Source organism: Neisseria sicca (assembly GCF_003044565.1).
Taxonomy (GTDB): Bacteria; Pseudomonadota; Gammaproteobacteria; order Burkholderiales; family Neisseriaceae; genus Neisseria; species Neisseria sicca_A.
The window spans coordinates 344,101-370,518 of record NZ_POXG01000003.1 but is presented as its reverse complement, the minus strand read 5'-3'; the positions used below and the strand labels follow the sequence as shown (position 1 = coordinate 370,518).

Sequence of the window (26,418 nt, the reverse complement as noted above, 5' to 3'; positions counted from 1 at the left end):
ACGCCAAACACTCTTTCAGACGACCTAAACCTTATGCGCCACCTTATCCCCCTCTTCTTCCTACCGTTTCCGTTAGCAGCCTATGCAGGCGGTGATTTTTCAAAAGCCCAAGTCCTCAGTATTGTAGGCAGCCACGGTTACTATCGAATTTCCGTCCGCCAAATAGAACACCCAATTTATAACGATGGGTGTACGACATACAATATCCGTATTACCCCTCCTAGAAAAACCTTTTGGGATCTGCTTGGTCTGGGACGAGCCGACGGCCATCCCACCGCCGAACAAACACAAGCTGCTGCCGCAGTGTTGAAACAGTATGCTGCCAATCAGCAACCGCTAGAAATCGGCTATTTGGGCGGCGGACTGTATCCTGATCCTCAGCAAAAATGCCTTTATCACGGTACTGGGATGAGGTTTGATGCACCGGACTATTTAGCCGTACGTCAAGACGGACGCATGGATCTATATCCTTATCTGACCAAACCATAAGTCCATCCCCGCCACAAAGCAAAGGGTCGTCTGAAAACGGTCGCAGTCAGTTTCTGCGGAGCTAAAACGAACTCAGTGAATCTTGAGAACAGTTTTTTCAGACGACCTTTCCCTTGATTGACCACGCCAGCCAATCGAAATAGCCCCACCCTTCCACCACAACCCGCTCAGACCAATCCTCATCTACTGCACGATATCGCTCCACTCCAAACCGAATTTCTGCAAATACTTGCGCAGCCTGTCGCTGTCATTGGTTTTGGCGCGGCTGTTTCGGGAAACATGAAACAAAGCCCTTCCCGCCTGCGCCATGTTTTGGTGTTTGCGGCATTCGTCAATCACGCTTTGCAGTTGTAATCGGTCAAACAAATCCAAATTTTCCCAATCGATTTTGTCGGGGTAGTTATCCGCCTTTTCAGACGACCTCTTAGATACAAGGTCGTCTGAATCCGCCTCCTCAGCCCACAACCATTTGAGCCGCTCAATTTCCGCCGCCACTTGTTCCGTCTGTATCCTGCCCTGCGGGGCAAGCGTGGCAAGGCGCATGATGCTGGCAGCAAGGTCGCGGAAATTGCCGCGCCATCGGGCTTCGCTTGAATGGGCGAAGGCAAGGTAGGCGGACAGGGCTTCTTTATTGAAACGGGTGGCGCGACCGAGTTCCTGCGAAGCGAGCGCGAGCTGGTGTTCGATGTTCGGCTCGATGTCTTCGCGGCGGTCGGCGAGTGCGGGTAGCGGATAGTTCCAAATATTGATGCGGGCAAACAAGTCTTCGCGGAAGCGTCCGGCGCGGATTTCCCGCCGCAGGTCGCGGTTGGTACCGGCGATAAGCTGGAAGCTGCTTTGCACTTCCTTGTCGCTGCCGACGGGATAAAAATGTTTTTCTTCAATGGCTTTGAGCAACATGGCCTGTTCGTCCAAGCCCAATTCGCCGATTTCGTCCAAAAACAGTACGCCGCCGTCGGCGGTTTTCAGATAGCCTTCGCGCTTTTCCGCCGCGCCGGTAAACGCACCTTTTTTGTGACCGAACAAGGCGGAAGCCGCACCGTCGCCGCGCAAGGTGGCGCAGTTCACATCGACAAACTCACCTTTAATCAGATGGCGCGCTTTTTTCAATTCGAAAATCCTGCGTGCCAACATCGATTTGCCCGCGCCGGTAGGACCGGAGAGCAGAATCGGCGACGGGGAATGCAGCGCGACTTGTTCGATTTCGGCAATCATACGGTTGAAGGCAGCGTTTTGAGTAGAAATGCCGCTTTTCAGGTAGCGCACTGCATCATCGCGCACAGCAGCAAGACGCTCGGCAAGCACGTCGTAACGCGCCAAGTCCAAATCGATGATTTCATAACTGCCGACATCGCCTTTTCCCATGCTGCGTTTTTGATTTTTCGGCGGCGCAGTCTGCAACAGCACGCCGGGGATTTGACGCGATTCTACCAATAAAAACAGGCAGATTTGCGCAACGTGCGTACCCGTAGTGATGTGGGTGAGATAGGTTTCCTCTTCCGTATCAAACGCATAGCCCGCCGCCCAGTCATGCAGCTTGGTATAAACCTCGGAAAAATCCCACGGGTTTTCCAGCTCCATCGGCACGAGATTGACGGCGGTGTGCGGCGACACATCTTGAATATCGGCTTTGACATGATCCGCCAGATCGCGGTATTTCTCCGAATAAAACAGCTCCATGCGGTCAAGATGGAAATCCTGACGCTGATTCATGGCGACGTTCGGCCGCCACTTCTGCCAACGCCCTTGACCGAAACCGCTGTCCAATACCGTACCGAGAAAGCTGACGGCGACTTGTTTTTTGCTACCCATTTTTTATTCCGTTTGAGTTTCTGACAGTCTTTGTATTCAAAACGCCCTCTTTATGCTTGAGAACACCTGAAAAATTCCCTTACTCAGGTGGTATCATTAACATAGGGATAACAAGCGTCCATTTTTCCAGCTTTTTAGTACCGATTTTTTCTGGGATACGTTGGCGAAATGATTCTCCGACTTCGTCTAAATAACGTACTCTGAAGGTGTTGGCATAAGCGGTAGTTTTTGTCGGCAACGGTGGTAATTTGACGGTACGGGCAACTTCAATATCATCAGAAAGGAAAATATATCTGCCATCCTCCGTCCGCTTCATTGCCAGTGGATCGTCTTTTTTCAGCTTCGCAGCAGCAAACAGACGTTGTTTCACAGTTTCGACATTGTTGTGACAGACAATGAAGTCGATATCCAAATCACTTTTGCTATCGGTTTCCCCCTCGACTGCCGTGTTTCGATAAGCTGCCAAACGCCTGTATTCGGTATTCAACTCAGGTAATTCGGTAAAGATTTGAGCCACGCTGTCAATATCATCAGGTAGCTTTGCCATCCAAGGATGCTCTGGGGTAGTTTGCAGTAGGGTCAGTGTTTCTATGGCACGAGTTATAGCGACGTAATAAAGCCTCTGTTCGGCTTCATCAACTCCCTGCCAACCGCCGTCTAAAATGAAGACGTGCTTAAACTCCAACCCTTTGACTGCGTGCGCCGTGCCTAGAAATATACCTTCCGAACGGGTTTCATGTTCATCACCTACATATTCGTAGAGCCAGTTTTTAAGAAAGGCGGACGAATATCGGTTAACGTTGCCACTATCGTTTTCAGACGACCCGTTGTCTTCTTTGGGCGACGCTTGGATTTCTGCCTCACGACTCTCTGCAAGGTTATCCGACTTTTCAGGTAGCTTCTCATCTTGCAGTGGATATTCGTTTAAGAAATCAGTTTGTAATTGCCTAAACCAAACGCACCAACTACCACCACTTTTTTTCACTTGTTCACTAATAAGTTCTGCAAAAGCTTGTGATGTAAAGCCTTCGGTTTGTTTTTCCACGCCATCAATAAGACGGACAAACTCACGGGTGTGGCGCAATTTGATTTTGCTGCTTTTGTCGGCACTCAAAAAATAAGGTATACCGTTTTGTTCACACCATGCCTGTAGAGGTTTGAGAGTGGCATTATGACGGGATAAAACTGCAATCTCATTCCATTCGACTGCACTCAAGGTTTTCAGACGACCTATTTCGGCAATAACCGCTTGTGCCTGTATGTTGCTGCTGCTACCGAACGGCAGGCTGATGTGGCGCACACGCCCCTGCCTTTCGCTGTCTGTTGAAGCCCATACGCCACCGTTGGGCTGTGTTTGACGTTCAGGGTTGATAACAATCGGATGCAGTGTTTTCAGACGACCTGTCATGCCGTTTATTACGCTGTTAGCAGCGCTGATGATGTATTGTGTACTGCGGTAGTTGTAGGTTAAATAGTCAGGTTGGGCAACGTCGTAGTCTTTTTGGAAGCGGTGTATATACTCGTTGCTCGTGCCATTGAAGGCGTAGATGTTTTGGTCATCGTCGCCGACCGCCAGAATGGTCAGTTTGTCTTCTTCAGCCCGCTTCCTACCCGCAAGCGCAGAAACAAGCCGGTAGTGTTCTTCACTGATGTCTTGGTATTCATCTACCAGAATATAGCGGAAACCTGCCATGATACGTTCGCGTGTCTCATCGCTACCATCATCGTTTTCAAGGTCGTCTGAAAGCATAGCGGCAGCCTGCCTGCACCATTCTTTAAACTGACTTTTGCCGTATTCTCGATTGTTGCCGTCAAAACGAACCCCCAAAAGCCGCATTGCCATACCGTCATAAGTCATGACCGTAACGGCAGCAGCAAGAGGGCCGACCAGTCCGAACAGTCGGCGCTTGACCTCCTGCGCCGCCAAACGGTTGAAAGTCAAAACAATGATGGCGGATGCGGGAACATGTTGCACCCGTAAGAGGTAAGCAACACGGTGCACAATAACTCGCGTTTTGCCTGAACCCGGTCCGGCAAGAATAAGACGGTTACTACCGCTTTGGTCAGTAACAACGGTTTTCTGCATCTCATTCAGCCCATCTGTAATTTCGCGCAGGGTTTGTGGCGATGCAGGCTCGTCCAATTCTTTCAGACGACCTTTAAACCATTTATTTTTAAAATTCTTTTCTTCCAAGCCAAAGTAATCTCGCACCAAATTCAATCCTTCGGCAAGGTTTTTCAATGCACGAAGGGCGTATTCCTGCATCACATGGATTTGAAAACGTTTTTCGCTGTAAAAAACAGAAAGTGATTTATAGTCCTCCACAAGATATTGGCGTTTGGCTGAGAGCGCTTCAGGATTAGGGATAATAGTCATGGCATGACGTAGAATAGTCATACCGTGGTTGAGTTTGATCACACCTTGTTTGTGCATGAACAGCAAAGCCTGCTTGAGCAGAAGCTCACGACGGTCGGCGGGGATTTGCACCGACAATACCAAATCGTCGGCAATCTGTTGTACCAATTCACCCATGCGGGTTTCCACCATTACGTCTTTTTGGCGCACTCCGTTGGTTTTTGCCATCAAGAATGGTAAGAGGCAGAGGTTGATATTACGGCGCAGCTCTGCGTTGTTTTGCACGCTTTCCCAACTGTCGCTCTTAGAATTCTTGAAACGCACTTTCAAAAGGTTGTTGCCAACATCACGGATTTGGAAACTTCCACTGCTATTTGTCCGCTGTGCCGCCTTATCATCGGCGAGCGACTGCATCAAAAGTTTGATTTCAGCAGGATTGGTTTCCAAACCCGCCTCATTCATTTGGTAGCAAACAGCATTCAACGAGAGATTTTGCCAAATCCCTTGATCAGCTTCCGGAATTTCGTTTTTTAAAATCTGCCAAAGTTTCTCTTCCCAAGCGATAACTTGCGCCAGACGTTTATCAGCAGGCTTTTTGTTATCAGTACGCAAAATAACGGTCATGTGTGTATCGTTGGTAAGAATGTCCAATTCTTCCAGTTTTTTTAGATGACCGCGCAATTCAGTGAAACTGCATGCTGTTGCCTGCATCAAATCGTCGGTACTCAAAGGCGCGTCATCTGGCGCTTGAAACACGATTTCGACAATAGTTTGGTAAATTTCCGAGATACGCTTGCTGAACTTGTTTTTTTCAATAATCGCCAGCGCCTCATCTAGATTCAGACGACCTGAACGTGCGGGGAAAATACGGGTTTGATTTTCCTTGCGCTCCAATAAGTCTGCGCGTTCCAGCCATGCCAGCACGGTTTTGACTTTGGTATCTGCCTGTCTATCATCGCTGTCAAAACTCATATGCTCCTCGGTGGCGCGCAAAATTTCGCCACCTGTTGCCACGATTTCACCGCAATGGTCTTTGCCGTATGCCGCCTGATTCAGCCAACCGACTTTCTTCCATACTGATTTCAAATCGCGTAATTCGATTTGCGACATTTTGCTGATGGAAAACTGCGTATCCACGTCTTTTCCGTCATAAAGCAACACGCATTTTGCATCTTCCTGATCCCTTCCTGCCCTACCCGCTTCCTGTAAATAATTCTCCAGCGAACCGGTAATCTCGGCATGAATCACTAGGCGCACATCGGATTTATCCACCCCCATACCAAAGGCGTTGGTGGCAACAATAACGCGCAAACTACCGCCAATAAATTGGTTTTGAATATCGGCTTTTTCGTTGTTACCTAAATCGGCGTGGAAATGCTCACATGCCCAGCCTTGTTCTTTCAGATAATTCGAATAGGTTTCCGCACTTTTCCGCCGTCCGACAAATACCACGGCCCCACCGCTTTGATGATCAAGTTCACGATGTAGCAGATCGTTGATTTTTTGCTTTTTGAGGTCGTCTGAAATTTCCTGCACATCGTAAAACAGATTGTCGCGTGCGTTGTCACCGATAAATTGGCGAAACTCAATACCCATTTCCTCTCGAAAATGGTGGGTAATATCAGCAAGGACGTCGGGTTTGGCGGTAGCAGTGAAACAACTGACCGGCGCAACCGCACCACTATTTTTGCTGTATTCAGCAATAAATTTGACTGCATATAGATAATCAGGACGGAAATCGTGCCCCCATTTTGACAGACAATGTGCCTCGTCAAATACCCAGCCATTGATTTGGCGCTGTGAAATAGCAGTAATGAAACTTCTGTTGCGGAATTGCTCAGGCGCGACAAACAAGATGCCAATATCGCCCAAGGCGGTTTTGTCTAAAATTTGGGCACGTTCAACCACCTCAACCAAGCCGTTAAGCATAGCAGCGCAGGTATCACCTTTTTTCTCCAAACCGTCCAATTGATCTTTCATCAGCGATTGCAACGGTGAAACAACTATTGTCAAGCCTCCGTTGCGGTAGTAGCGGTTGAGTGCTGGCAACTGATAACACAAGGATTTGCCGCCTCCCGTAGGCAATACTGCCAGCGTGTGCAATCCCTTCATACCTGATTGCACCACCGCACGTTGTCCACCATCAAATCCTTTTACATCGCGGAAAGTAGGCAGTTTGAAATAACGCTGCAACTGTACATCCGGATTGAGCGTATCCTGACAATAACGACATTCTGTACTGCCACAATCATGATCACGCAATTCGGCAATCAGCCGAGCCGTCTCGGGAAATTGATGCCGCACCCACGGCGCCAGTACAGAATTCCCACCAGAAACTTTTAACCACGACAAAGCGTAGCCGAGGGAGGGATATATATCAGGATTATGGATATCAGTTTTCATCAACTCCGTAAAACGAGTGCGGCAAACTTTCAGACGACCTTGGTCATCGTTGTCCTGCATCATCAGCCAAATGGTGCTGATCAGCCGCTTGACATCAGGGCATATGACGCGTTCGGGAATGGTAATGCAATCTGAAATCTGGTATGGCAGAGGCATGTCGGACAAGGTCGCCCACAACTCAAATTCTTCAGGACTTTCTACCTTGATTTTGCCGAACGCCGTGCATTGGTCTTGGAAAAGTTGCCAGCATGCGTGGCAATCGGCAAGCGGGGAATTAATTTCAGAAGAGATGATTTTATGGTTTTTGATCAAGCGATGATACGGATTTTGTGGAAACGCCAAAGGCGAGAGCCGCAGCGTATCGATAACAGGCAATTTAAGCCATGCAGCTTCAGGCATTGCAGCCTTCAAATATTTCAAATCGTGCTCGAGAAAGTTATGCCCCATCAGCCACTTCAATCCATCAGTCATATTCGCCATTTCAACCAAGGCAGCATGAAAACCCTTTTCTCCACGAAAAGCTTTTTCAAAAAATAAACCAAAGTCGGGGCGGAATGCACCGATTTTGAACGGCTTGTCGGTTTTTGGATCGACTTCCAAATCAATGATGAGAACAGCAGGGATGTGTACTTTTGTAGGAGTATTCATTTTCAGACGACCTCTAAACGATTCTTTCCAAGACAAACGCGCCGTAATCGTCGCCCAAAGGCAGCTCGAAATCCGTATGTAAAATTTGGCGTTCCACCTGCACGGTTTCGCCGGTTTGCGGATTGAAACCCTCTTTCAAGGTCGTCTGAAAATACACGCCGAAGCCGCGTTTCTGCCATGAGGGCAATTCGTTGAAATTGATATTGTGTTCAAACAGCAAATCATGTTTCTGCGCGCGCGTGAGACCGCTGACCGCTTCTGTGGCTCGGGATACACTTTCGCCTTTCTTGCGCAGCATCCAATAACAATGGGCATTGAGTGCGTTGCGGTGCGCATCTTCATGCCGCCAGCGGAAGTAATCGACCACCAGTTTCTCATTCGGCAAAACGCAAACTCTGGCATCAAAAGCGGCGGGCTGCCCGTGTGCCACCGAAAAGGCGGCGCTGGCTTCGCCCGCCAATACCGAAATGATTTTGCGCGTTTTGCGTTTGAAAGTATCGTCGTCGCGGCGCAGCAGCAACGAAATCTCATCGCTTTCGGAATAGCCGTACGCCACATTGAAACCGCATTTCATCAAATGACGGACGGTGTGCGCCATCAAATCGCGAAAACGGATGTCAAAGGGTGCTTCAAACTGCCAAATTTCCTTGGTCAACCGCGTAAAGCCGCGTCCGTCCAAGCGCACTACAATGAAATTTTCCTGCGGCACGCAGAAATCATAAGCTGTTTCGTATTGCCGCAGGCGTTTGTCCAAATCGTCGAATCGCATCGCGTCTCCTTAAATATCTTATTTTCTATAAATCTATCTATAAATATATTTTCCAGTATTCTACTCTTTTTGCCGTAAAAGACCACGTTAAAATATATTTTCTTTATATTCAATAAATTAAAAATTAATTTTGAAATTTTTTTATCGTTGGCACGCTGTTGGCTGTGTTGTAAATGTAACGATGCAGCAGATGCTGCGGGAAATACAGTTCTATAGGAAAGAATTTTCCGTGAATTTTTAGCTGTTGTGTCGTTACAGGGCGAATGCCGACAAGACTACAGTGGTTCTGCAGGTTCGATTCCTGACTCGCCTAATAGGCGTTGACGTCTTGTTTCTCTAGTCGCCCACCTTTTCTGATTCAGCAGGCAAATGCCAGCCTTGTTCCCCTGAATGGTTGATGGCTTGCTGTATCGCTTGATCACTCAAGGTCGTCTGAAACTTTTCAGACGACCTACGATGAAAACCGTTTTAGGTGCATTCGGCAAATGCCGGAGGAATTACAGCCTGCCAACGCTCGAGGTCGCGGGTTCGAATCCCGCCTCTGCCGCCAACTATGGCAGAGTAGCTCAGAGGATAGAGCGCGTAAAAATTTCTCTACTTCTTGTTGCCAGATGTACCATTCTTGTTGCCAGATGTACCACCCCTTACGGGCGGATGCCGGCAGGATTACAGATCGGTTATTGCGGGTTCGATTCCCGCCGCCGGAAACGGCGTAAATCCTGCCAATCTAGCCGCCCACCTTTTTCGCAGTATGGCAGACAAATGCCTTGGAAACTACATCCGTCGCAGGTTCGAGTCCTGCCCCGCTTTCGGCGGGTAGCTCAGTCGGTTAGAGCAATAAGGCGTTTCCAAAAACTCGTTGTTTGCCGTACTGCACCTTATCGATACTTTCAGACGACCTGAAGGAGGCATAGCCATGACCGAATCATTCCATATCGCCTATCAGCTGCACGATGCAGGCTGGGCAAACGTTACCGTGAAATATGGCGAAGAGAACTATCAACAGGCTGTTTCCTATCTGCATGATTCGCTGAAAGATTTATGTGATTTAGCAATTGCTCTGCAAAGCGGCGGCAGCATTACTGAGGCGAAAGTCCTGTTTTTAGACGAACCCGGCGAACTGACCTTACTGGTATCTGCAGCCGAACAAAGCAACGAAGCCGAAGTGAGGCTGATTTATTCAGACGACTGGTTTTTCAGTTTCAACTTCAATCGCAGTCCACAACAAACCTTATGGCACGGCAAAGTGGCCCGGTATGAATTGGCGGAAAACATCCGTCTGATTTTAGAAGATATTTATCTGAATATCGGCGAAAAAGAATATTTGGAAAGATGGGTAGAACATCCTTTTCCAAAAAAGGCTACCTGAAACTGAGCCGCCTTTAAGGAATAGATATGAACACTTGGTTAATCATCGGCGTCATCGTTTTTTCAACTCTGGTTTGCGGGTCGTTCCAAAACAGCCGCAGCCGCAAACGCGAGCAGGCTTGGCGGGAACAGACTTTTCCCGAAGCGGAATGCAGTTTGATAAAGGAAGGCTGCCGTTACGACATCGCACTTTCAGACGGCCGCACCTTCCGCCAAGCCGAAATACTCGGCACGGCGCAGGGCAAAGAAACAGATTTTCTGTTCGGCTATGGAAGCATGCTTGTACTGCGTCTTTCAGACGACCGCAAAGCCTATGTGCGGCAGGCATGTATCCGCTGCATGATTGAAAGCGAAAGGTCGTCTGAAAGTACAGCTTCAATGAAGTTAAAACCAATATTTACAAGTTTTACGGGCGGATGCCGGCAGGATTACATTGGATAAACAATCGTCGTACTAATAATACGAAGCAGGAATCCTGCCACAGCCTAGCCGCTCCCTCCCCCTTTTACGGCGACAGGCGGATGCCTGAAGGGATTACATTAACCTTCCACGTTAAAAAACCGTATCTCTTCAAATATTAGCCGCTGCGTTGCCACCCATTCGAGGTCGTCTGAAAACACTGCTTTTATAAAGCTAAAACATCAGACCACCCAAAAACAACAACACGAAAGGAAATGAAAAATGGCTAACACCACCTTGTTCCAATCACTTAAAACCCGTTTGACCGCTGCCGACACCCGCAACGAAGCAGGCGGCATCGCCTACACGCTGACACCCAAACAACAGCTCGCCCAACTTGCCGCCACCGGCTGCCTGAACAGCACCTACTACACCGATGCGCAAGACCAGCTTGAGCAAGTATTGGAATTGGCAGAAAACCTGGATGCCGAGTTTATCGCCAAAACCGCCGTGTATGCCCGTCAAAAAGGCTTCATGAAAGACATGCCCGCGCTGTTGCTTGCCGTGTTGGCGCAAAAAGACGTGAACATGCTTGCCCGCGTGTTCGACCAAGTAGCGGACAACGGTAAAATGTTGCGCAACTTCGCGCAAATCATCCGCAGCGGCGCGGTCGGCAGAAAATCCTTCGGCAACCGTCCGAAAAAACTGATGCAGACCTGGCTTTTGACCGCTACCGAAAAACAACTGTTGAACGCCGCTATCGGCAATGCTCCGTCGCTGGCGGATGTGGTCAAAATGGTGCATCCCAAACCGCGTGAAGCATGGCGTGCCACCTGGTTTGCGTGGCTTATCGGCAAACCGTACGACCGCGAAGCATTGCCGCCCATTACCCGCGCCTTTGAAGACTACAAGCAAAGCCGCCAAGGCGCATTGCCCGACGTTCCCTTCCAAATGCTCACTGCCTTGGAATTGAACAGCGGCGACTGGGCGCAAATCGCCCGCAACGGCTCATGGCAGCAGGTTCGCCAAAACCTGAACACTTTCCTGCGCCACGATGTGTTTGCGAAAAGCAAAAACATCAAAATGGTGGCAGAAAAACTGCGCGACAAAACCGCCATCCGCCGCGCCCGCGTCCTGCCTTACCAATTGCTGACCGCGTATCAGGCGACATCCGAAAAGATGCCGTTTGAAATCTGCGAAGCGCTGCAAGACGCGATGGAAACCGCCGTACAAAACGTACCGGCCATCCGAGGCAAAGTCGTGGTTTGCCCGGATGTCTCCGGCTCCATGCACAGCTCGGCTACCGGCTATCGCGGCAGCGCAACCAGCAAAACCCGCTGCATCGACATCGCCGCACTCGTCTCCGCCGCCATGTTGCGCACCAACCCGAAAGCCCGCGTAATACCGTTTGAACGAATCACGGTAAACGTGCAGCTCAACCCGCGCGACAGCATCATGACCAACGCCCAAAAACTCGCCAATATCGGCGGCGGCGGAACGGCATGCAGCGCACCGCTCGCCATGCTGAACCGCGAAAAAGCCGATGTGGACTTGGTCGTCATCGTATCTGACAACGAAAGCTGGGCAGACCGCGAACAACATTGGGGCTGCAAAACCGGCCTGATGAAGGAATGGGACATCCTGAAACAACGCTGCCCCGAAGCCAAACTCGTCTGCTTGGACATCCAGCCCTACACCACCGCACAGGCGCAAAACCGCCGCGACATCTTGAACATCGGCGGCTTCTCCGACCAAGTGTTCACGCTCATCGGCTTGTTCGCCGAGCAAGGTATGGGCGCGGATTTCTGGGTGGAAGAGATTGAGAAAACCGAGCTGGCGGCGGTAAATTAGCTAAGGGGTCGTCTGAAAATAAGGTGGCAACGTTTTCAGACGACCTTACCGGTAAAAGATTGAGTGGCAAACATGAATGCTGACGAACTTGTCCGGATTGAAACCTTTCCCGCGACCTTGCGGCATGAAGCGGAAACGCTGATTTTGCAGCAGCCCTACCGCAGCCGCTTGCCCGTCCGCCAAGGGGAAACCGTTGTTTCAGACGGACAGACAATCCGTCTCGTCAGCCGACAATATGTTGTTTTTCATCCGACAGGGAACGAGATTCGGCAACTGATGGCACACTGCCTAAACACCCGCCATCACGACGGTCATGTCCGCGAACGATATTTCAAACCGCTGCTCGCCGCCAGACAGCCTGAGTTCGTCCTGCCTTTTGCCGCACAGTTGCTCGGCGAATACGTTTTGCCGATACAATTTGACGTTGCCGTATTTTTCGAAAACAACGCCGCGGCTCTGGCACGCTTTTTCGCTGACAACCCGCTTTATTGGCAAAAGCAGAAAGACCGTATCCGCAACTATTGGCATTGTTATCACAGCCGCCGTTATCCCGATTGGCAAAGTTATCCCGTCCGTTTGCTGGCGGAAGAAATCAATAAGGAAATCGCCCGTATTGTTTTCAGACGACCTCCTACGACAAACGTCGTCTGAAAATCCAAATAAGGAAACCAAACACCATGCAAAAATTCATCTTAATCCGCGGACACCAAGGTTCGGGAAAATCGACTTTCGCCGAACAAAAAGCCGCCGAATTTAAAGCGAAGTACCGTGATGCCGAAATCGTCCGTATTGAAAACGACTTGTTCATGACCGATGAAAACGGCGTGTACCGCTGGTCGGGCGAGGCGGTGGATAAGGCGCAAAAGCGCGGCAATGCCTTGATGACCGAAACCTTAAAAATCGGTCGCCAAAATCCGAACCGCAACATTTTAATCATCCATTCCAACACCAACCAAAAAGCTTCGCGTTGCCGCCACTTGTTGGATTTGGCGAAAAAAAAGCGGTTTTGAAACAGAAATCTATCGTATGCACAATTTCTATCCCAACCTGCACGGCGTGAAAGAGTATGACGTGTTGGCGGCGTATATCAAGCTGAACCAAAACCGCGTGGCAAACGAAATCCACGTCGAAGCCATGCAGCCCGCCAGCGCGGAACAGCTGGAAAAAATCAAACAAATGCAGGCTTTCGAGCAGCAATCCTTGTCGTTTGACGAAGCACAGCAAACCTTCGTAACCGAAAATTATCTGCAACACGGCAGCCGCAACTTTACCGCCAAAGCGTCCAAGCGTTATCCCGAATTGCGCGTGTTGAAATACGCCCGCAGCGTGTTCTACGACAACCGCTTCGACGATGCGCTGCTGGAAATGCGCGGTTTGATTATCGACGCGCACAACCGCATCATAGTGCGCCCGTTTAAAAAAGTGTTCAATTACTCGGAGCGTATTGCCAAAGGCAGCCGTTATCCAATCCGCGTCGGCGACGAGCGATTGGTGGATGCAGTGGTAAAAGTGAACGGCTTCCTCGGCTGCTGCACTTTCGTCTCGCTTTCAGACGACCATCCGTCCCACGGCGCGGCGTTTGACGGCAAAGTGCTGTATTCGACCACCGGTTCGCTTGATAGCGCGTTTGCAGACATGACCGCCGCACACTGCGCGCAATACGAAACCCTGTTCCGCGCTTATCCGAACCATACTTTTTTGTTTGAAATCACAGACGCGAAAGATATCCACATCATCCGCGAAGAATTGGGTGAAACCCTAATCGGCTGCATCGACGTGGCGACAGGCCGTCAGTTTGGCGAAGCCGAATTGGACGAAATCGGCAAACAATACGGCATCCGCCGCCCCGAAACGCTGAAAAACATCACGTTCGGGGAGCTGAAAGGTCGTCTGAAAAACGTGGAACACGAAGGTTTTATGGTGTTTGATGCCCAAACCGGCGAAATGCTGTTCAAACTCAAATCGCCGTATTACCTGATTTCCAAGTTTCTGGGACGAAGCAACGAAGGCAACATCGGACGCAAGCTCGACAAACGCCACGTCGATGAAGAGTTTTATCCCTTAATCGACCACATCCACGAGCATCGCGAGGCGTTCAACGCCATGCCGGAACTGGATAAGATTGCATTTATTCAAGCATTCTTACGACAACTATAAGGTCGTCTGAAAAACGCCAAACGCTTGTGATAATATGACGGCTGCGGATGCTTTGTGTCATCCGCTCCATCATTATTGCAAAAGGAAAAACGATGAAAAAAACCAATATTGTCAAAAAATTGATGCTTGCCGCCGTAATGCTCCCTCTGGCAGCACAGGCGGCGCAAGCTGTGGAGAGAGCGTCTTTCGGTGAACCGCCCAAAGACTTCAAAATCGGCTATCAAACCCAACAAAACGGCATGATCATGGTCGAGCTGGTACCGCAAAAACAGACCGTCGACAACTGGACACAAATGATCACCCTGCAATCCATGGCAAGCGCAAACCCGGGTGCAGAGGGATTCCGAAACAATATGGCAAACTTATGGCAGAATGCCTGCCCCAAAAGCAGCTTCAATCCCATAATTGAAGGCGAAGAAAACGGCTATTCCGGCGCCCTGTGGCAGCTTACCTGCGAACACAACCCGCAAACTGGCAAACCCGAATACACTTGGTTCAAGGCAATACAAGGCAATGACAGCCTGTATGTGAAACAATACGCCTTCCGCTACGCGCCGAACAAGAAAGAAATACACAACGCTTTGGATCAGCTGCGCAAATTTACCGTCTGCGACAACAGCGAACAACATCCTTGCAGCAAAAGCGGAAAATAAATAAGCGTTTAAACGTTTTCAGACGACCTAGTCGGCAGAGTACAACAAGGTCGTCTGTTTAAAACAAAAGCCATAATGCGCTTATGCCCCGCACTCGAATGCCTCGATTTCGCCAACCTTGGGCGCATAACCGCTGCTTGTGTCGTGGCGCAAATCCAACCAAATATCCACCAACGCCCAAGCGGCAGGCGCGGCAATCACGTTCTGCCCCATGCACAGCACCTGCGCATCATAGTTTTCCACTGAACCGCGAAGGGTGAGCAAATCGTGCGCCGTAGCCGCTCGTATGCCGCGCACCTTATTGGCGGCAATCGCCGTACCCACGCCCGTGCCGCAAACCAGCAGCGCGCGGTCGGCACGCCCTGCCGCCACTTCCTGCGCCGCCGCAAACGAAAGCTGCGGATAAGTTCCGTCCGGTGAGTATAAATCAACCAAGCTGCCGACACGCGGGTCGTTTTGCAAATGCGCTTTGAGCGCGTCTTTCAATATCGCGCCGTTGGCAGGCGCGGCAATAACCAAACGCATACATACTCCTTAACCACATAATAAACATAACCAGCATACGCCCGCTTGCAATACGGTTCAAGCTAGACAACCGCACTACTACACCATAATCCGCATCAAAAAATCACAGGAAACGCAACATGAGCAAAATCTTTTTCACATCCGACCTACATTTTTCGCACAAAAACATTGCAAAATTCTGTCCGCAGTTCCGTCCGTTCGACAACATCGCCGACATGGACGAATACCTAATCGAAACATGGAACAACACAGTTTCCTCCGACGACGAGGTATACAACTTGGGCGATTTATCTTTCGCCCACGACATCAAAAAAATCGCCGCCGTCCTATCGCGCCTCAACGGCAAACACCACTTGATTTACGGCAACCACGACGACATCATCCGCCGCCACAACAAATACCTGTTTGAAACCGTCAAACACGACGGTCATCCGCTGCTGTCATCCGCCCGCACCTACCGAAAACTAAAACTGGACGAAATAGACAACACGCTGATTTTGTTCCACTACCCGATTAACGAATGGGACGGCTGCCACAAAGGCTGGTATCACTTATACGGCCATTTGCACGACCGTCTGGCAGAAATCCCCGGCCGCGCCTTAAACGTCGGCTTCGACCTGCACGGCCGTTTCCTTACCCCGCAAGACATCGACAGCTTCCTCAGTCCGCTGCCGAAAATCTCATATTTCGGGGAAAACCCAACCGTTCCATCCCAAGTAGAGACTGCTAAAGATTTTGTCGCGCAACAGCTGCGCTCACTCAACGATTTATAAGGAAAATATAAAAAAATCGGATAAAAAATGACATTCGTGCCATGGTACAGGACAGAAAGCCCAAATTCGTTACAGAAGTAAAAATCGAACTGATGCGTGCGGCTATGTTCGAACACGAAGACAGTGACTCTACCCAATAACGCAAAGGTCGTCTGAAAAGCATTTTCAGACGACCTTTAATCAATAAATATCCATAAACATCTGGCAAACGCCGGCAAACCACCCTCTCCGTTTTATACGCTATCCAATCCGCTCTAAAACCCTTTATAGTGGATTAAATTTAAATCAGGACAAGGCGACGAAGCCGCAGACAGTACAAATAGTACAGCAAGGCGAGGCAACGCCGTACTGGTTTCAATTTAATCCACTATATAAACACACAACTTCAAACCAACTATCGTTTCCAATCTTTCAGACGACCTCGGAGACCGAGTAAAGCTGCTTCTATCTAATATCGTCAAAAACAAATTTACAGTCAAAATGTTATAAAGTATCATCTCGAAACTCGTTTACTTTATTTCAGACGACCCGTCTTAGAAAGACCCGATACTTGGGCGAGGTACTCTATACGGCTTTATATAGTGGATTAAATTTAAACCAGTACGGCGTTGCCTCGCCTTGCTGTACTATTTCTACTGTCTGCGGCTTCGTCGCCTTGTCCTGATTTAAATTTAATCCACTATAGCAAAATCAAAATTCGTTGGATGCCGTCCTTGTTTTTGTCGGTTGTTCCAACTCATCATCTAGGGTCGTCTGAACACTTTAGACTTATGAATTCCATTCTCTTAACCGGCCTACTCCAACGGCTGCTGATTGCCCTTCTTGCAATTGCAGCTCTATGGGCAATATATTTTTGGGCAGTCGCATCATGAGCATCAAGGTAGAAAATATGACGGTCAGCTACCAACACCGCCCTGCCATCCACCATATCGATATTACTTTTGAAGACCACAGCATGTGGGCAATTTTCGGACCCAACGGTGCCGGAAAATCCACGCTGCTCAAAGCCATTATGGGGCTTCAAAACATCGATACAGGCAAAGTGTCGCTTGAAGGACTGCAACGCAAAGATATAGCCTATCTTCCCCAGCAGTCAGACATTGACCGCAGCCAGCCGATGACTGTCTTTGAGCTTGCCGCGATGGGTTTATGGTACGAAATAGGCTTTTTTGGCCGCGTGAATACCCAACAACGCAAAAGGGTTATGGCAGCATTGGAACGCGTCGGCGTTCAGGATCTTGCCGACCGCCAAATCGCCCACCTTTCCAACGGGCAATTCCAGCGTGTCTTATTTGCACGAATGCTGGCTCAAAACGCCAACTTCTTGCTCTTGGACGAACCCTTTAATGCAGTAGATGCCCGGACAACTTACGCATTGCTAGACGTATTGAAACAATGCCATGAAGACGGTCAAGCCATCATTGCCGTTTTACATGATTACGAACAAGTCCGAACCTATTTTCCCCATACCATTTTGATTGCACGGGAAAAAGTTGCCGCAGGCGCAACCCATACCGTATTGACCGACTCCAATTTAAGCCAAGCCAACGCATTGATGCAAAGGCAAGAATCAGCAGATTGGTGTGAGGTATAGTGGATTAACTTTAAACCAGTACGGCGTTGCCTCGCCTTGCCGTACTATCTGTACTGTCTGCGGCTTCGTCGCCTTGTCCTGATTTAAAGTTAATCCACTATATAACAAAAAAGCATTGCAAATTTCCATTGCAATGCTTTTTTATTGAAATCCAATCAAGAAGTTACCTTATGGCTTCAAAATAAAAACTGCACTATCGCTAGTGCAGTTTTTCAAATCATTCTCGAATCGATGATTAGCGTTTTTTACCAGTAACGGTAGCAACCGCCAGGTTTTCGTTACGTTTCAGAGAAACGCTTTCTACACCTTCAGGCAGTTGAATGTCAGACAGGTGAAGGATGTCGCCGGCAACGACTTTAGCGCAGTCCAGATCCAAGTAAGCAGGGATGTTGGCAGGCAAAGCAACCACTTCAACAGTAGTGTTCAACAGAGATACGCGACCGCCTTGCAGTTTCACGGCTTGAGAGTTTTCAGCGTTAACAATGTGCAGGGGAACGCGGATGCGTACAGGTTGGTCGGCTTTAACAGCTTGGAAGTCGATATGTTGAACTTCGCGACGGAACGGGTGCATTTGGAAATCGCGGACGATAACGTCTTTGGTTTCGCCGTTCAGAGACAGTTTGATCAGTGCAGTGTGGAAAGATTCTTTTTCCAATGCGTAGAATACAGTTTTGTGATCCACAGCAATTGCAACGGGCTCTTGACCTTCACCGTACAAAATGCCGGGGATTTGGCCTTCGCGACGCAGGCGGCGGCTCGCACCAGTGCCTTGTGCTTCACGAACAGAGGCTTGAATTTCATAAGTCATGTTAAATACTCCAAATTAAATAAAACTACCGTCATCGGCCGCGACCAGCTTAAGACGGCTTCGGGGTTATGGCAGCAACATGCTGCCTGTCATCACTTCTTCATTGAAAAGATATGAGACGGATTCTTCATTGCTGATGCGGCGGACCGTTTCAGCCAAAAGACCGGCAATCGTCACTTGACGGATACGGTCGCATTGTTTGGCCGCTTCAGACAGAGGGATGGTGTCGGTAACGACAACTTGGTCGATTTCAGACGAGGCAATACGGCTGACTGCCTCTCCCGAGAATACGGCATGGCTGGCATAAGCCAAGACTCGCTCCGCTCCGCGCTCTTTCAAAGCAACGGCGGCTTTACACAGCGTATTCGCAGTATCAATCATGTCATCGACAATCAGACAGGTACGACCTTGGATGTCGCCAATAATGTTCATTACTTCCGCCACATTGGCTTTCGGGCGACGTTTGTCAATAATTGCCAAATCGGCATTTAATGATTTTGCAACAGCGCGGGCACGGACTACGCCACCGATATCTGGGCTGACTACGGTCAGGTTTTCAATACGCTGCTGCTTGATGTCGTTCAACAGGATAGGAGTGGCATAGATGTTGTCGACAGGGATATCAAAGAAACCCTGAATTTGGTCGGCATGCAGATCAACAGTCAAAACGCGGTCGATACCTGCCGAATACAACATATTCGCCACCAGTTTGGCGGAAATCGGAACGCGCACAGAACGCGGGCGGCGATCTTGGCGGGCATAGCCGAAATAGGGAATTGCTGCGGTAATACGACCGGCAGAAGCGCGCTTCAGCGCATCAGCCATAGTCAGGATTTCCATCAGGTTGTCGTTGGTTGGAGCGCAAGTAGGCTGCAGGATGAAAACGTCACGACCACGAACATTTTCCATCAATTCGACAGCAATTTCGCCATCTGAAAATTTGGATACCGTCGCCTCGCCTAATGAAATATCCAAGTGTTTGACAACACGTTGAGCCAACTCCGGATTTGCATTACCGGTAAATACCATCAAACTGTCGTATGCAGCCATATCTTCACCTGATTTTATGTTTAACTTCCGCTCAGAAAACGTCATGCTTCCCTCTGCCTATGTACAAGACATTACGGGCGTTATTATACGCACAATGAACGGCATAGTGAATTAAATTTGTAGCGTTACATCGCTGCTTCGCTCTATCCCAATCCAAATTTATCACTATCAAACAAAGCTTTTCAGCGTTATCACTAATTTTCAACATAAAAGAGCGTGTAAGGGAACTTACACGCTCTTATTTGGCTGGGGAGGAAGGATTCGAACCTTCGCATGCTGGAATCAAAATCCAGTGTCTTAACCGCTTGACGACTCCCCAATAAAGGGTGCTGGCTGGGGAGGAAGGATTCGAACCTTCGCATGCTGGAATCAAAATCCAGTGTCTTAACCGCTTGACGACTCCCCAACAAAGGGATTTGGCTGGGGAGGAAGGATTCGAACCTTCGCATGCTGGAATCAAAATCCAGTGTCTTAACCGCTTGACGACTCCCCAACTTTATCAAATCATTTGAAACAAAGGATGAGAGTCTAAGCCCTCAACACAATATGCTTCATATGATTGTGAAACTTGTTGGTATATATTGTTTGCTTCTTGCTGACTATCTGTAGAGAGAAATATACATGCTCCAGACCCTGTCATTAATGTAGGACCATATTTAGATAATTCACAATAAGCTTTCCAAACTTCAGGATACTCCTGAAAAACAACAGCCTGCATATCATTTCTAAACGGCTGCAAAGAATGGAAAGTCGGCATTATGCTTGGTTTGGAATTTCGTGTCAAGTTTTCATGCGAGAAAATTTTAACAGTCGAAACATGCGCTGATGGTTTAACTATCACATACCATTGTTTAGGAATTTCTATTTTGACTAATTGCTCACCAATCCCTCGTGCAAAAGCACTTTGTCCGAAAAGGAAAAACGGCACATCCGCACCCAATTTTACTGCCAAATCAATGAGCTGCTGTCTTGTCAGCCGACATTTCCACCATTGGTTTAACACGATTAACACGGTTGCCGCATCGGAACTGCCTCCGCCCAATCCTCCTCCTGTTGGAATCTTTTTCTCTAACCAGATTTCCACACCACGGCAGGAGCCGGTATGTTGTTGTAAAGAAAGTGCGGCACGATAGGCCAAATCTTGTTCGTAGGGAATACCTTCGGTGGGATTATGCAAAATAATCTTTTTATCGTCTCGTGGCTTCAGGTAAACGGTATCATACAGCCCGATAAGGCAGAAAATGCTTTCTAAATTATGATATCCGTCATCCCTTCTGCCTGTAATACGCAAATCAAGATTCAACTTGGCAGGCGCGGGAAAGGCTTGAGCGTCGGCAGGAATATCCATATCAAGCTCTTTTTTTATTTTTTAAGGCGGGCTGCACATTGCGTCTGATCGCTGGCAGCAGGTTCGTGGTTGACTTCGTCAAATACCAGGCGGACATTTAATTTGGCATTTTCCAATTGAAGGATTTTCGGCTTACCTTCGCTATTGGTACTGCGTGTAATAGTCCAATCAAATTGCTCCAAACGGCCATCGGGCAATAATCGGTATGGCGCATTGGCAACGCGTTTGCCATCCGCCCAAATATGCAGATATTGAACAGGCAATTCATAGCCCAAAAGTTTGTGACTGAGCTCTTCTGCTGTTTCTGCCTGATACACTCGACCTTTACTGTCTACAGCCAATACGCCTTGGTTGTCTTTACATAACTGTCCGACCGTACTGCCCAAAGGTGTATTGACGCTAATGGTTTGGACTTGATTTTGATAGGACCAGTCAAAATTGGCGTAAGAGCCTTTTTCTTCGACTTTTACTGCCAATCTTCCGTCTGCAGTAAAATCATTGACATTCTCTGCCGGCTTCCAATCATTTTGTTGAGACAAATTAGGATGCACACAAGCGGCAAGCAAAGTCAGTGTTGCAATAGATACAATGGTTTGTAATTTCATAAATACTCCCAAAAGGTCGTCTGAAAACTGTCTATCATCCCAGCTTCTTCCAAAGCCTTGTTTTCAGACGACCCCTTTCATTATTTCGTTTTTACGGAACGTCCAGATTGGGCTTTTTTCGTTGCTTTAGGAGCAGACTCCACGCCGAAACGCTTCATGGTTTCCCGCAATATTTTCATATCGCCTTCGCCCTTCAGGCTGTCCGTCCATATTTTTTTGGCTTTTTCCTGATCTCCAGATGCCCACAATGCTTCGCCCAAGTGTGCGGCAACTTCTGCATCAGGATATTTTTCAAACGCATATTGCAAATAAGGCAATGCGGTTTGCACATCGTCTTTCAGGAAATACGCCCAGCCCAAACTATCGTTGATGGCAGGGTTTTCCGGTTCAATCTGATAAGCAGCCTGAATCAATTTGAAGGCTTCGTCTAAATGCTCCTTGGTCGGAGAAAGCAAGATATAGCCCAAAGCATTCAAACCGTTGGCGTTATCCGGCGCCAATTCGACTACGCGGCGCAAATCGGCAATGGCTTTGCCCTGATCGCCCATACGGTCATAAATCATGGCGCGTTGGTACAAAGCATCAGGCAACTGCTCCGCTGCATCCGGCTGTCGGCTGATTTTGGGCAACATTTTATTCAGCTCGGACAAAGCTTCTTGCAAATTATCGTGTTTGGACAAAGCAAACAGGGTAACCCGTTGCAATTCCTTACTGCCGAAATAACGCCCTTCCTGCTCGGGCAGGCTTTGCGCCCGACGTGCTTCCGCTAACGCCGCCTTACCGTTTCCTTGTTCAGCCTCTAATGAAGCACCGAAAACTGCTTTATCAAAAACATAACTGGGGGAAACCACTTTGGCGAGCCATTGTTTCGCTTTGGGATAGTCCTTAACATCGGCATAAGCCATCGCACCAATCAGAGCGGCACGGCTTTGCTGCTCGCTTGTTCCAATGTTATACGCTTTATCTAAATAATTGATGATCGTCGAAATATCGTCTTTACGATTGTTTGCCAACAACGCCGCCTGAATATACAGGTCGGGATTTGGATTATTTTCCAACAGCGTACGCAGGCGCGCATAGGCTTTGTCGTTTTGCTTATTGGAAATCAGATTAACGATTTCCAACTCCTGCCATACGGGCGAAAGATTGCGCGTATCGGTTTGATCGAAAAAGCCGTTTAATATCTCGGGACTGCGTTGCGCCATCAGACGCAAAGTCAGTAAAGTCGGCGGCAGCATCTCTGCATCAAGCCCTGCCAAACGTTGCAATGCCGCAATGGCATGTTTCTTTTTACCGTCTTGCGCACTGAAAATCACATCGGCAATCGCAGCTTCCGGCAAATCTTTATATTTCAAAGCTTCTTTGTGAACTTGTGACGAAGCTTTCTCTGCCAACCCCGGCTGCTGGATTGCCGCTTGAGCCAACAGCAGGAAAATACGCTGATTCTGCTCTTCGCTGGCATTGGCCAAGATATCATCCAAACCATTCAAGGTCTTATCGCCCTGCCCTAACAAGATATTGCGTAACCAGGTCATACGTTTTTGCGCATTACCCGGAACAGGTTCGATTTCACGCCATTTTTGATAAATCATTTCCGCCTGTTGGAACGCATTGAGCGAAACCGCCATTTCCAAAGCACGTTCCGCCACTTCAGGCGATTTGGTATTGTTCAACATCATCATATATGTTGCCAACGCCGTACCGGCATCACCTTTTTGCAGCAGTATTTCGCCGCTCAACAAGGTAAATATCTGATTTGCACGGTTTTGTATATTCACACGGCGAGCCTGCTCGGCCTTGAATTCATCAGGCGTAAAGCGGTTTCTCTTTTGAATAATCTGTTTCACGTCTTTCGGTGTTTTCACCTCGACGGCATTATCCTGTCTGGCGGCGGAAACTTGTACCGCAAACAACATCATGACCGCAGCGGCAATCGTGCGGGCGCGGCTTGGGGACAGCAACATAACAATCCTTTGTGTACAAAAAAGCCGCATCAGAATTCATACGGCCATAATCAAACGTAACTTTATCACAAGCAGCCAACTTTGTAGATTTAAGCAACCGTAAACCTAATGTAATAATCCTCCGTTTCAGAAGACCCCTTCTTCTAAGTTTCTCCATATAGACTGGTCTTTTCAAGCACGCAGACACCACTTTTCATGTATGCACACATAATACACTTACCCCTTTTACAGATATCTGAACGCCAAAAAATCGTGCTCGATACAGTTTAAAATAAAAAAAAGCCGGGCTCTGTCATTTACAGAACCCGGCTTTTACAACTACGCCGAGAATTTCGGCAGTTTCAAATTTTCAGACGACCTTATATGCCATTACAACTACAACAGGTTGCTGACGAAAATCAGCAAAATCACCAGCGGTACGAGGTATTTCACATAGGCAAACCAAATATTGACCGTCGTATGGTTGCCTTTATAAAGCAATTCGTCCTTCGCTTCGTCCTTCATCACGAAACCGACAAACAGCGCGGAGCCGAGCGCGGTCAGCATAAACAAGATATTGCCGCTGATGTAGTCAAAAGCATCGAAAATATTTTTGCCGAACACGGAAACGTCTTTCCACGGGCCATAACTCAGAATGGACGGAATGTTGCCGAAGATGAAGATGGCAGCCAATACAATCGTAATCGCTGCGGTACGGCGGATTTTGGTTTTTTCCTGAATCGTCGTAATCAACACTTCATAAATGGTCAGCGAAGTCGTCAGCGCGGCAATCAGGAGCAGTGAGAAGAAAATCACGGCGAACACAGGTCCTGCCCACATATTCGAGAACACAATCGGCAAACTTTGGAATACCAAAGTCGGACCGGAATTGGGCGCAACGCCGAAGCTGAAGAGCGACGGGAAAATCATAAAACCCGCAAGTACGGCGATGATGGTATTGGTAATTGCCGTAATGACTGCGGTTTGAACCAGATTTTCGTTTTTATCCAAATAACTGGACAAAGTAATCATCACGCCGAAACCCAAGCTCAAGGCGAAGAATACTTGCCCCAAAACGAAGACGAAAAGTTCGGCGGTAATCTTGCTGAAGTCAGGCTTCAGATAGAAAGTAATCCCTTCCATCGCGCCCGGCAGGGTAACGTTGCGCACGACCATGGCGATCAAGAACAAAAACAGCAGCGGCATCAGGTATTTCGCCGCTTTTTCAATGCCGCCGATGACGCCTTTGACCAAAATCCATTGGTTCACAACGACAAACAAGAAAGTGTAGAACGCAATTTCCCAAGGGCTGTTTTCGATGTGTTCGGTGAAAAAGCTTTTCGTTATTTCGCCGCTGACAGGGCTAGAAATATTCAGATTTCCGCCAATAATATTAACGATATAGCTGATGACCCAACCGCCGAGCACCATGTAATAAGCCATAATGCCGAACGCGCCGAGCAAGCCCATCCAGCCGACCAGTTTCCAAATTTTAGCGACGGGTTTGCCGTTCATCGAACCGCCGAACGCATCCAGCGCATTCACACCTTTGCGTCGTCCGATGACGTTTTCCACCAAAATCATCGGAATACCGATAACAAACATGGCGATACAGAATAAAAACACATACGCGCCGCCGCCGTTTTCACCGACCAAATACGGGAAACGCCACGTCGCGCCGAAACCGACAGTCGCGCCGGCAACGGTAAGAATATAAGTCAAACGGTTGGACCAAGTTTGACGGGGTTGGTTGGAAGACATAAAACACCATCTGCCTTGTTGGTAAAACTACAAATTATACGCGAACAGATTAACGGTTCTTAACTGAATATTAAAAAGCAGTATAGTGGATATATCTAGTAAATTCGTATTTTTTAGAGGATAACCATAAATATGAAGGTCGTCTGAAAATAAAACAGGGGATATAGCTGGATACACCGGTAAACCACTGTCATTTTCCACCGTATAAAAATGGCAGTGTTCATACTCGAAACCACGATATGAAAAAACCTGCTTTGATCATGAAATCAAAGCAGGTTTTGATATTTGGTCGGAATGAGAGGATTCGAACCTCCGACCCCTTCGTCCCGAACGAAGTGCGCTACCGGGCTGCGCTACATTCCGAATGTAGCGGGTATTATAGAGGAATTTTCAGAGGGATGCACGGATTTTGTTCACAATCCGAAGTAAAAATAGAGGAGTCAATCCCAACCGCTCCCTTCAATCAACCCTGCTTTCAATTAATACAATCTATCTTTAAAATATATTTTATAAATAGTCTTCAGACTTGATTTGAATCAAAGCTCCAAATTGAGTTTCATTTATAATCGCTGACATTGGAACTGAGACGACATTTCTCAAAGTCTTCAAGATTTTCTGATCAGTAGTAGATGATACATCTGCTTTGATTTAATACTCTCTATCTCTTTCCTCTTGATGTGTGTGTGTTTGGGTGTGGCTGTTGCCACCCCTTTTTTTTGGTTTTTATGTGAAGTAAAATCCGTAACAGCAAATTCTTTCATTTAAAACTTTTATCCGAAAGCAAAATCATGAGCAATAAATTGACTCCTCCTGCCGAATTGCCTGACGAGCAAGATTTACGGGCAGTATTGGCGTACAACATGCGGGTTTTCCGCGTGAATAAGGGTTGGTCTCAGGAAGAGCTGGCGCGGCAATGCGGTTTGGACAGGACTTATGTATCGGCTGTGGAGCGCAAACGCTGGAACATTGCGTTATCGAATATTGAAAAGATGGCGACGGCTTTGGGCGTGGCGGCGTATCAGTTACTGCTGCCGCCGCAGGAACTGCTAAACCTGATGACCAATCCCTCGGCTGTCCAGCAGAGGTCGTCTGAAAACGATATTTGA

General features: G+C 48.2%; 19 protein-coding genes, 4 tRNA genes and 1 pseudogene. 10 read left to right on the top strand and 14 right to left on the bottom strand.

The window, feature by feature from the left end; translation table 11 throughout:
* The first annotated feature begins 33 nt into the window (after positions 1–33).
* A complete protein-coding gene (locus DBZ16_RS08950) occupies positions 34–489 on the top strand; it encodes a hypothetical protein (RefSeq protein ID WP_107813762.1) in 456 nt (151 codons plus the stop codon).
* A 183-nt stretch (positions 490–672) separates the two neighbouring features.
* Here DBZ16_RS08950 and rtcR read toward each other — a convergent pair whose 3' ends face one another.
* From rtcR to DBZ16_RS08935, 3 genes are all read right to left on the bottom strand, one after another.
* Positions 673–2,301, bottom strand: coding sequence for an RNA repair transcriptional activator RtcR (rtcR, locus tag DBZ16_RS08945; RefSeq protein ID WP_107813728.1), 1,629 nt, complete (start codon positions 2,299–2,301; stop codon positions 673–675).
* Between the two features lie 79 nt (positions 2,302–2,380).
* The gene (locus tag DBZ16_RS08940) at positions 2,381–7,708 is read right to left on the bottom strand and encodes a RecQ family ATP-dependent DNA helicase (protein ID WP_107813727.1); all 5,328 of its coding nucleotides are present in this window, start codon (positions 7,706–7,708) and stop codon (positions 2,381–2,383) included.
* A gap of 13 nt (positions 7,709–7,721) precedes the next feature.
* A complete protein-coding gene (locus tag DBZ16_RS08935) occupies positions 7,722–8,477 on the bottom strand; it encodes a tRNA(His) guanylyltransferase Thg1 family protein (RefSeq protein WP_107813726.1) in 756 nt (251 codons plus the stop codon).
* Between the two features lie 916 nt (positions 8,478–9,393).
* Here DBZ16_RS08935 and DBZ16_RS08925 point away from each other — a divergent pair.
* The 6 genes and pseudogenes from DBZ16_RS08925 (at position 9,394) to DBZ16_RS08900 (ending at position 14,905) form a co-directional block, all read left to right on the top strand.
* Positions 9,394–9,846 carry a hypothetical protein gene (locus DBZ16_RS08925; protein WP_240600320.1) on the top strand — a complete coding sequence of 151 codons (453 nt, stop codon included), beginning with the start codon at positions 9,394–9,396 and terminating at the stop codon, positions 9,844–9,846.
* Positions 9,847–9,872: 26 nt separating this feature from the next.
* Positions 9,873–10,286: a hypothetical protein gene (locus DBZ16_RS08920; RefSeq protein ID WP_107813725.1), complete on the top strand. Its 414-nt coding sequence runs from the start codon at positions 9,873–9,875 to the stop codon at positions 10,284–10,286.
* Between the two features lie 240 nt (positions 10,287–10,526).
* Entirely contained in the window at positions 10,527–12,095 is a 1,569-nt protein-coding gene (locus DBZ16_RS08915; protein WP_107813724.1) for a TROVE domain-containing protein, read from the top strand.
* A 72-nt stretch (positions 12,096–12,167) separates the two neighbouring features.
* Positions 12,168–12,746, top strand: coding sequence for a hypothetical protein (locus tag DBZ16_RS08910; protein WP_240600317.1), 579 nt, complete (start codon positions 12,168–12,170; stop codon positions 12,744–12,746).
* A 26-nt stretch (positions 12,747–12,772) separates the two neighbouring features.
* A pseudogene (locus tag DBZ16_RS08905) lies at positions 12,773–14,252 on the top strand (AAA family ATPase).
* A gap of 92 nt (positions 14,253–14,344) precedes the next feature.
* The gene (locus tag DBZ16_RS08900) at positions 14,345–14,905 is read left to right on the top strand and encodes a hypothetical protein (protein ID WP_107813722.1); all 561 of its coding nucleotides are present in this window, start codon (positions 14,345–14,347) and stop codon (positions 14,903–14,905) included.
* Between the two features lie 81 nt (positions 14,906–14,986).
* Here the strand turns inward: DBZ16_RS08900 and DBZ16_RS08895 are convergent, their stop codons facing one another.
* Positions 14,987–15,430: an RpiB/LacA/LacB family sugar-phosphate isomerase gene (locus tag DBZ16_RS08895; RefSeq protein WP_107813721.1), complete on the bottom strand. Its 444-nt coding sequence runs from the start codon at positions 15,428–15,430 to the stop codon at positions 14,987–14,989.
* A gap of 119 nt (positions 15,431–15,549) precedes the next feature.
* Here DBZ16_RS08895 and DBZ16_RS08890 point away from each other — a divergent pair, with 119 nt between their 5' ends.
* Both DBZ16_RS08890 and DBZ16_RS08880 read left to right on the top strand, forming a co-directional pair.
* On the top strand, positions 15,550–16,203 hold the full coding sequence (locus DBZ16_RS08890) for a phosphoesterase (protein WP_107813720.1): 654 nt from the start codon (positions 15,550–15,552) through the stop codon (positions 16,201–16,203).
* An 868-nt stretch (positions 16,204–17,071) separates the two neighbouring features.
* On the top strand, positions 17,072–17,797 hold the full coding sequence (locus DBZ16_RS08880; RefSeq protein ID WP_205836785.1) for a metal ABC transporter ATP-binding protein: 726 nt from the start codon (positions 17,072–17,074) through the stop codon (positions 17,795–17,797).
* A gap of 235 nt (positions 17,798–18,032) precedes the next feature.
* Here the strand turns inward: DBZ16_RS08880 and DBZ16_RS08875 are convergent, their stop codons facing one another.
* The 10 genes from DBZ16_RS08875 to DBZ16_RS08830 form a co-directional block, all read right to left on the bottom strand.
* Positions 18,033–18,605 carry a 50S ribosomal protein L25/general stress protein Ctc gene (locus tag DBZ16_RS08875; RefSeq protein ID WP_107813718.1) on the bottom strand — a complete coding sequence of 191 codons (573 nt, stop codon included), beginning with the start codon at positions 18,603–18,605 and terminating at the stop codon, positions 18,033–18,035.
* A gap of 66 nt (positions 18,606–18,671) precedes the next feature.
* Positions 18,672–19,655 carry a ribose-phosphate pyrophosphokinase gene (locus DBZ16_RS08870; RefSeq protein ID WP_016687469.1) on the bottom strand — a complete coding sequence of 328 codons (984 nt, stop codon included), beginning with the start codon at positions 19,653–19,655 and terminating at the stop codon, positions 18,672–18,674.
* 243 nt (positions 19,656–19,898) lie between these two features.
* Positions 19,899–19,974 (bottom strand) — tRNA-Gln (locus DBZ16_RS08865).
* Positions 19,975–19,985: 11 nt separating this feature from the next.
* A tRNA-Gln gene (locus DBZ16_RS08860) sits at positions 19,986–20,061 on the bottom strand.
* A gap of 11 nt (positions 20,062–20,072) precedes the next feature.
* Positions 20,073–20,148: transfer RNA gene (locus tag DBZ16_RS08855), tRNA-Gln, on the bottom strand.
* Positions 20,149–20,154: 6 nt separating this feature from the next.
* Positions 20,155–21,003, bottom strand: a complete 849-nt coding sequence (ispE, locus tag DBZ16_RS08850) for a 4-(cytidine 5'-diphospho)-2-C-methyl-D-erythritol kinase (protein WP_107813717.1) — start codon at positions 21,001–21,003, stop codon at positions 20,155–20,157.
* 14 nt (positions 21,004–21,017) lie between these two features.
* Positions 21,018–21,608, bottom strand: coding sequence for a lipoprotein insertase outer membrane protein LolB (gene lolB, locus DBZ16_RS08845; RefSeq protein ID WP_070495290.1), 591 nt, complete (start codon positions 21,606–21,608; stop codon positions 21,018–21,020).
* An 80-nt stretch (positions 21,609–21,688) separates the two neighbouring features.
* Entirely contained in the window at positions 21,689–23,572 is a 1,884-nt protein-coding gene (locus tag DBZ16_RS08840) for a tetratricopeptide repeat protein (RefSeq protein ID WP_107813716.1), read from the bottom strand.
* A 375-nt stretch (positions 23,573–23,947) separates the two neighbouring features.
* On the bottom strand, positions 23,948–25,312 hold the full coding sequence (locus DBZ16_RS08835) for a sodium-dependent transporter (protein WP_107813715.1): 1,365 nt from the start codon (positions 25,310–25,312) through the stop codon (positions 23,948–23,950).
* A 286-nt stretch (positions 25,313–25,598) separates the two neighbouring features.
* Positions 25,599–25,675 (bottom strand) — tRNA-Pro (locus tag DBZ16_RS08830).
* 425 nt (positions 25,676–26,100) lie between these two features.
* Between DBZ16_RS08830 and DBZ16_RS08825 the strand changes: the two genes are divergently transcribed.
* Positions 26,101–26,418: a helix-turn-helix domain-containing protein gene (locus tag DBZ16_RS08825; RefSeq protein ID WP_107813714.1), complete on the top strand. Its 318-nt coding sequence runs from the start codon at positions 26,101–26,103 to the stop codon at positions 26,416–26,418.

Coding starts and splice junctions, on each gene's coding strand:
- DBZ16_RS08950 (WP_107813762.1), top strand. CDS start 34: ATGCGCCACCTTATCCCCCTCTTCTTCCTACCGTTTCCGTTAGCAGCC.
- rtcR (WP_107813728.1), bottom strand. CDS start 2,301: ATGGGTAGCAAAAAACAAGTCGCCGTCAGCTTTCTCGGTACGGTATTG.
- DBZ16_RS08940 (WP_107813727.1), bottom strand. CDS start 7,708: ATGAATACTCCTACAAAAGTACACATCCCTGCTGTTCTCATCATTGAT.
- DBZ16_RS08935 (WP_107813726.1), bottom strand. CDS start 8,477: ATGCGATTCGACGATTTGGACAAACGCCTGCGGCAATACGAAACAGCT.
- DBZ16_RS08925 (WP_240600320.1), top strand. CDS start 9,394: ATGACCGAATCATTCCATATCGCCTATCAGCTGCACGATGCAGGCTGG.
- DBZ16_RS08920 (WP_107813725.1), top strand. CDS start 9,873: ATGAACACTTGGTTAATCATCGGCGTCATCGTTTTTTCAACTCTGGTT.
- DBZ16_RS08915 (WP_107813724.1), top strand. CDS start 10,527: ATGGCTAACACCACCTTGTTCCAATCACTTAAAACCCGTTTGACCGCT.
- DBZ16_RS08910 (WP_240600317.1), top strand. CDS start 12,168: ATGAATGCTGACGAACTTGTCCGGATTGAAACCTTTCCCGCGACCTTG.
- DBZ16_RS08900 (WP_107813722.1), top strand. CDS start 14,345: ATGAAAAAAACCAATATTGTCAAAAAATTGATGCTTGCCGCCGTAATG.
- DBZ16_RS08895 (WP_107813721.1), bottom strand. CDS start 15,430: ATGCGTTTGGTTATTGCCGCGCCTGCCAACGGCGCGATATTGAAAGAC.
- DBZ16_RS08890 (WP_107813720.1), top strand. CDS start 15,550: ATGAGCAAAATCTTTTTCACATCCGACCTACATTTTTCGCACAAAAAC.
- DBZ16_RS08880 (WP_205836785.1), top strand. CDS start 17,072: ATGAGCATCAAGGTAGAAAATATGACGGTCAGCTACCAACACCGCCCT.
- DBZ16_RS08875 (WP_107813718.1), bottom strand. CDS start 18,605: ATGACTTATGAAATTCAAGCCTCTGTTCGTGAAGCACAAGGCACTGGT.
- DBZ16_RS08870 (WP_016687469.1), bottom strand. CDS start 19,655: ATGGCTGCATACGACAGTTTGATGGTATTTACCGGTAATGCAAATCCG.
- ispE (WP_107813717.1), bottom strand. CDS start 21,003: ATGGATATTCCTGCCGACGCTCAAGCCTTTCCCGCGCCTGCCAAGTTG.
- lolB (WP_070495290.1), bottom strand. CDS start 21,608: ATGAAATTACAAACCATTGTATCTATTGCAACACTGACTTTGCTTGCC.
- DBZ16_RS08840 (WP_107813716.1), bottom strand. CDS start 23,572: ATGTTGCTGTCCCCAAGCCGCGCCCGCACGATTGCCGCTGCGGTCATG.
- DBZ16_RS08835 (WP_107813715.1), bottom strand. CDS start 25,312: ATGTCTTCCAACCAACCCCGTCAAACTTGGTCCAACCGTTTGACTTAT.
- DBZ16_RS08825 (WP_107813714.1), top strand. CDS start 26,101: ATGAGCAATAAATTGACTCCTCCTGCCGAATTGCCTGACGAGCAAGAT.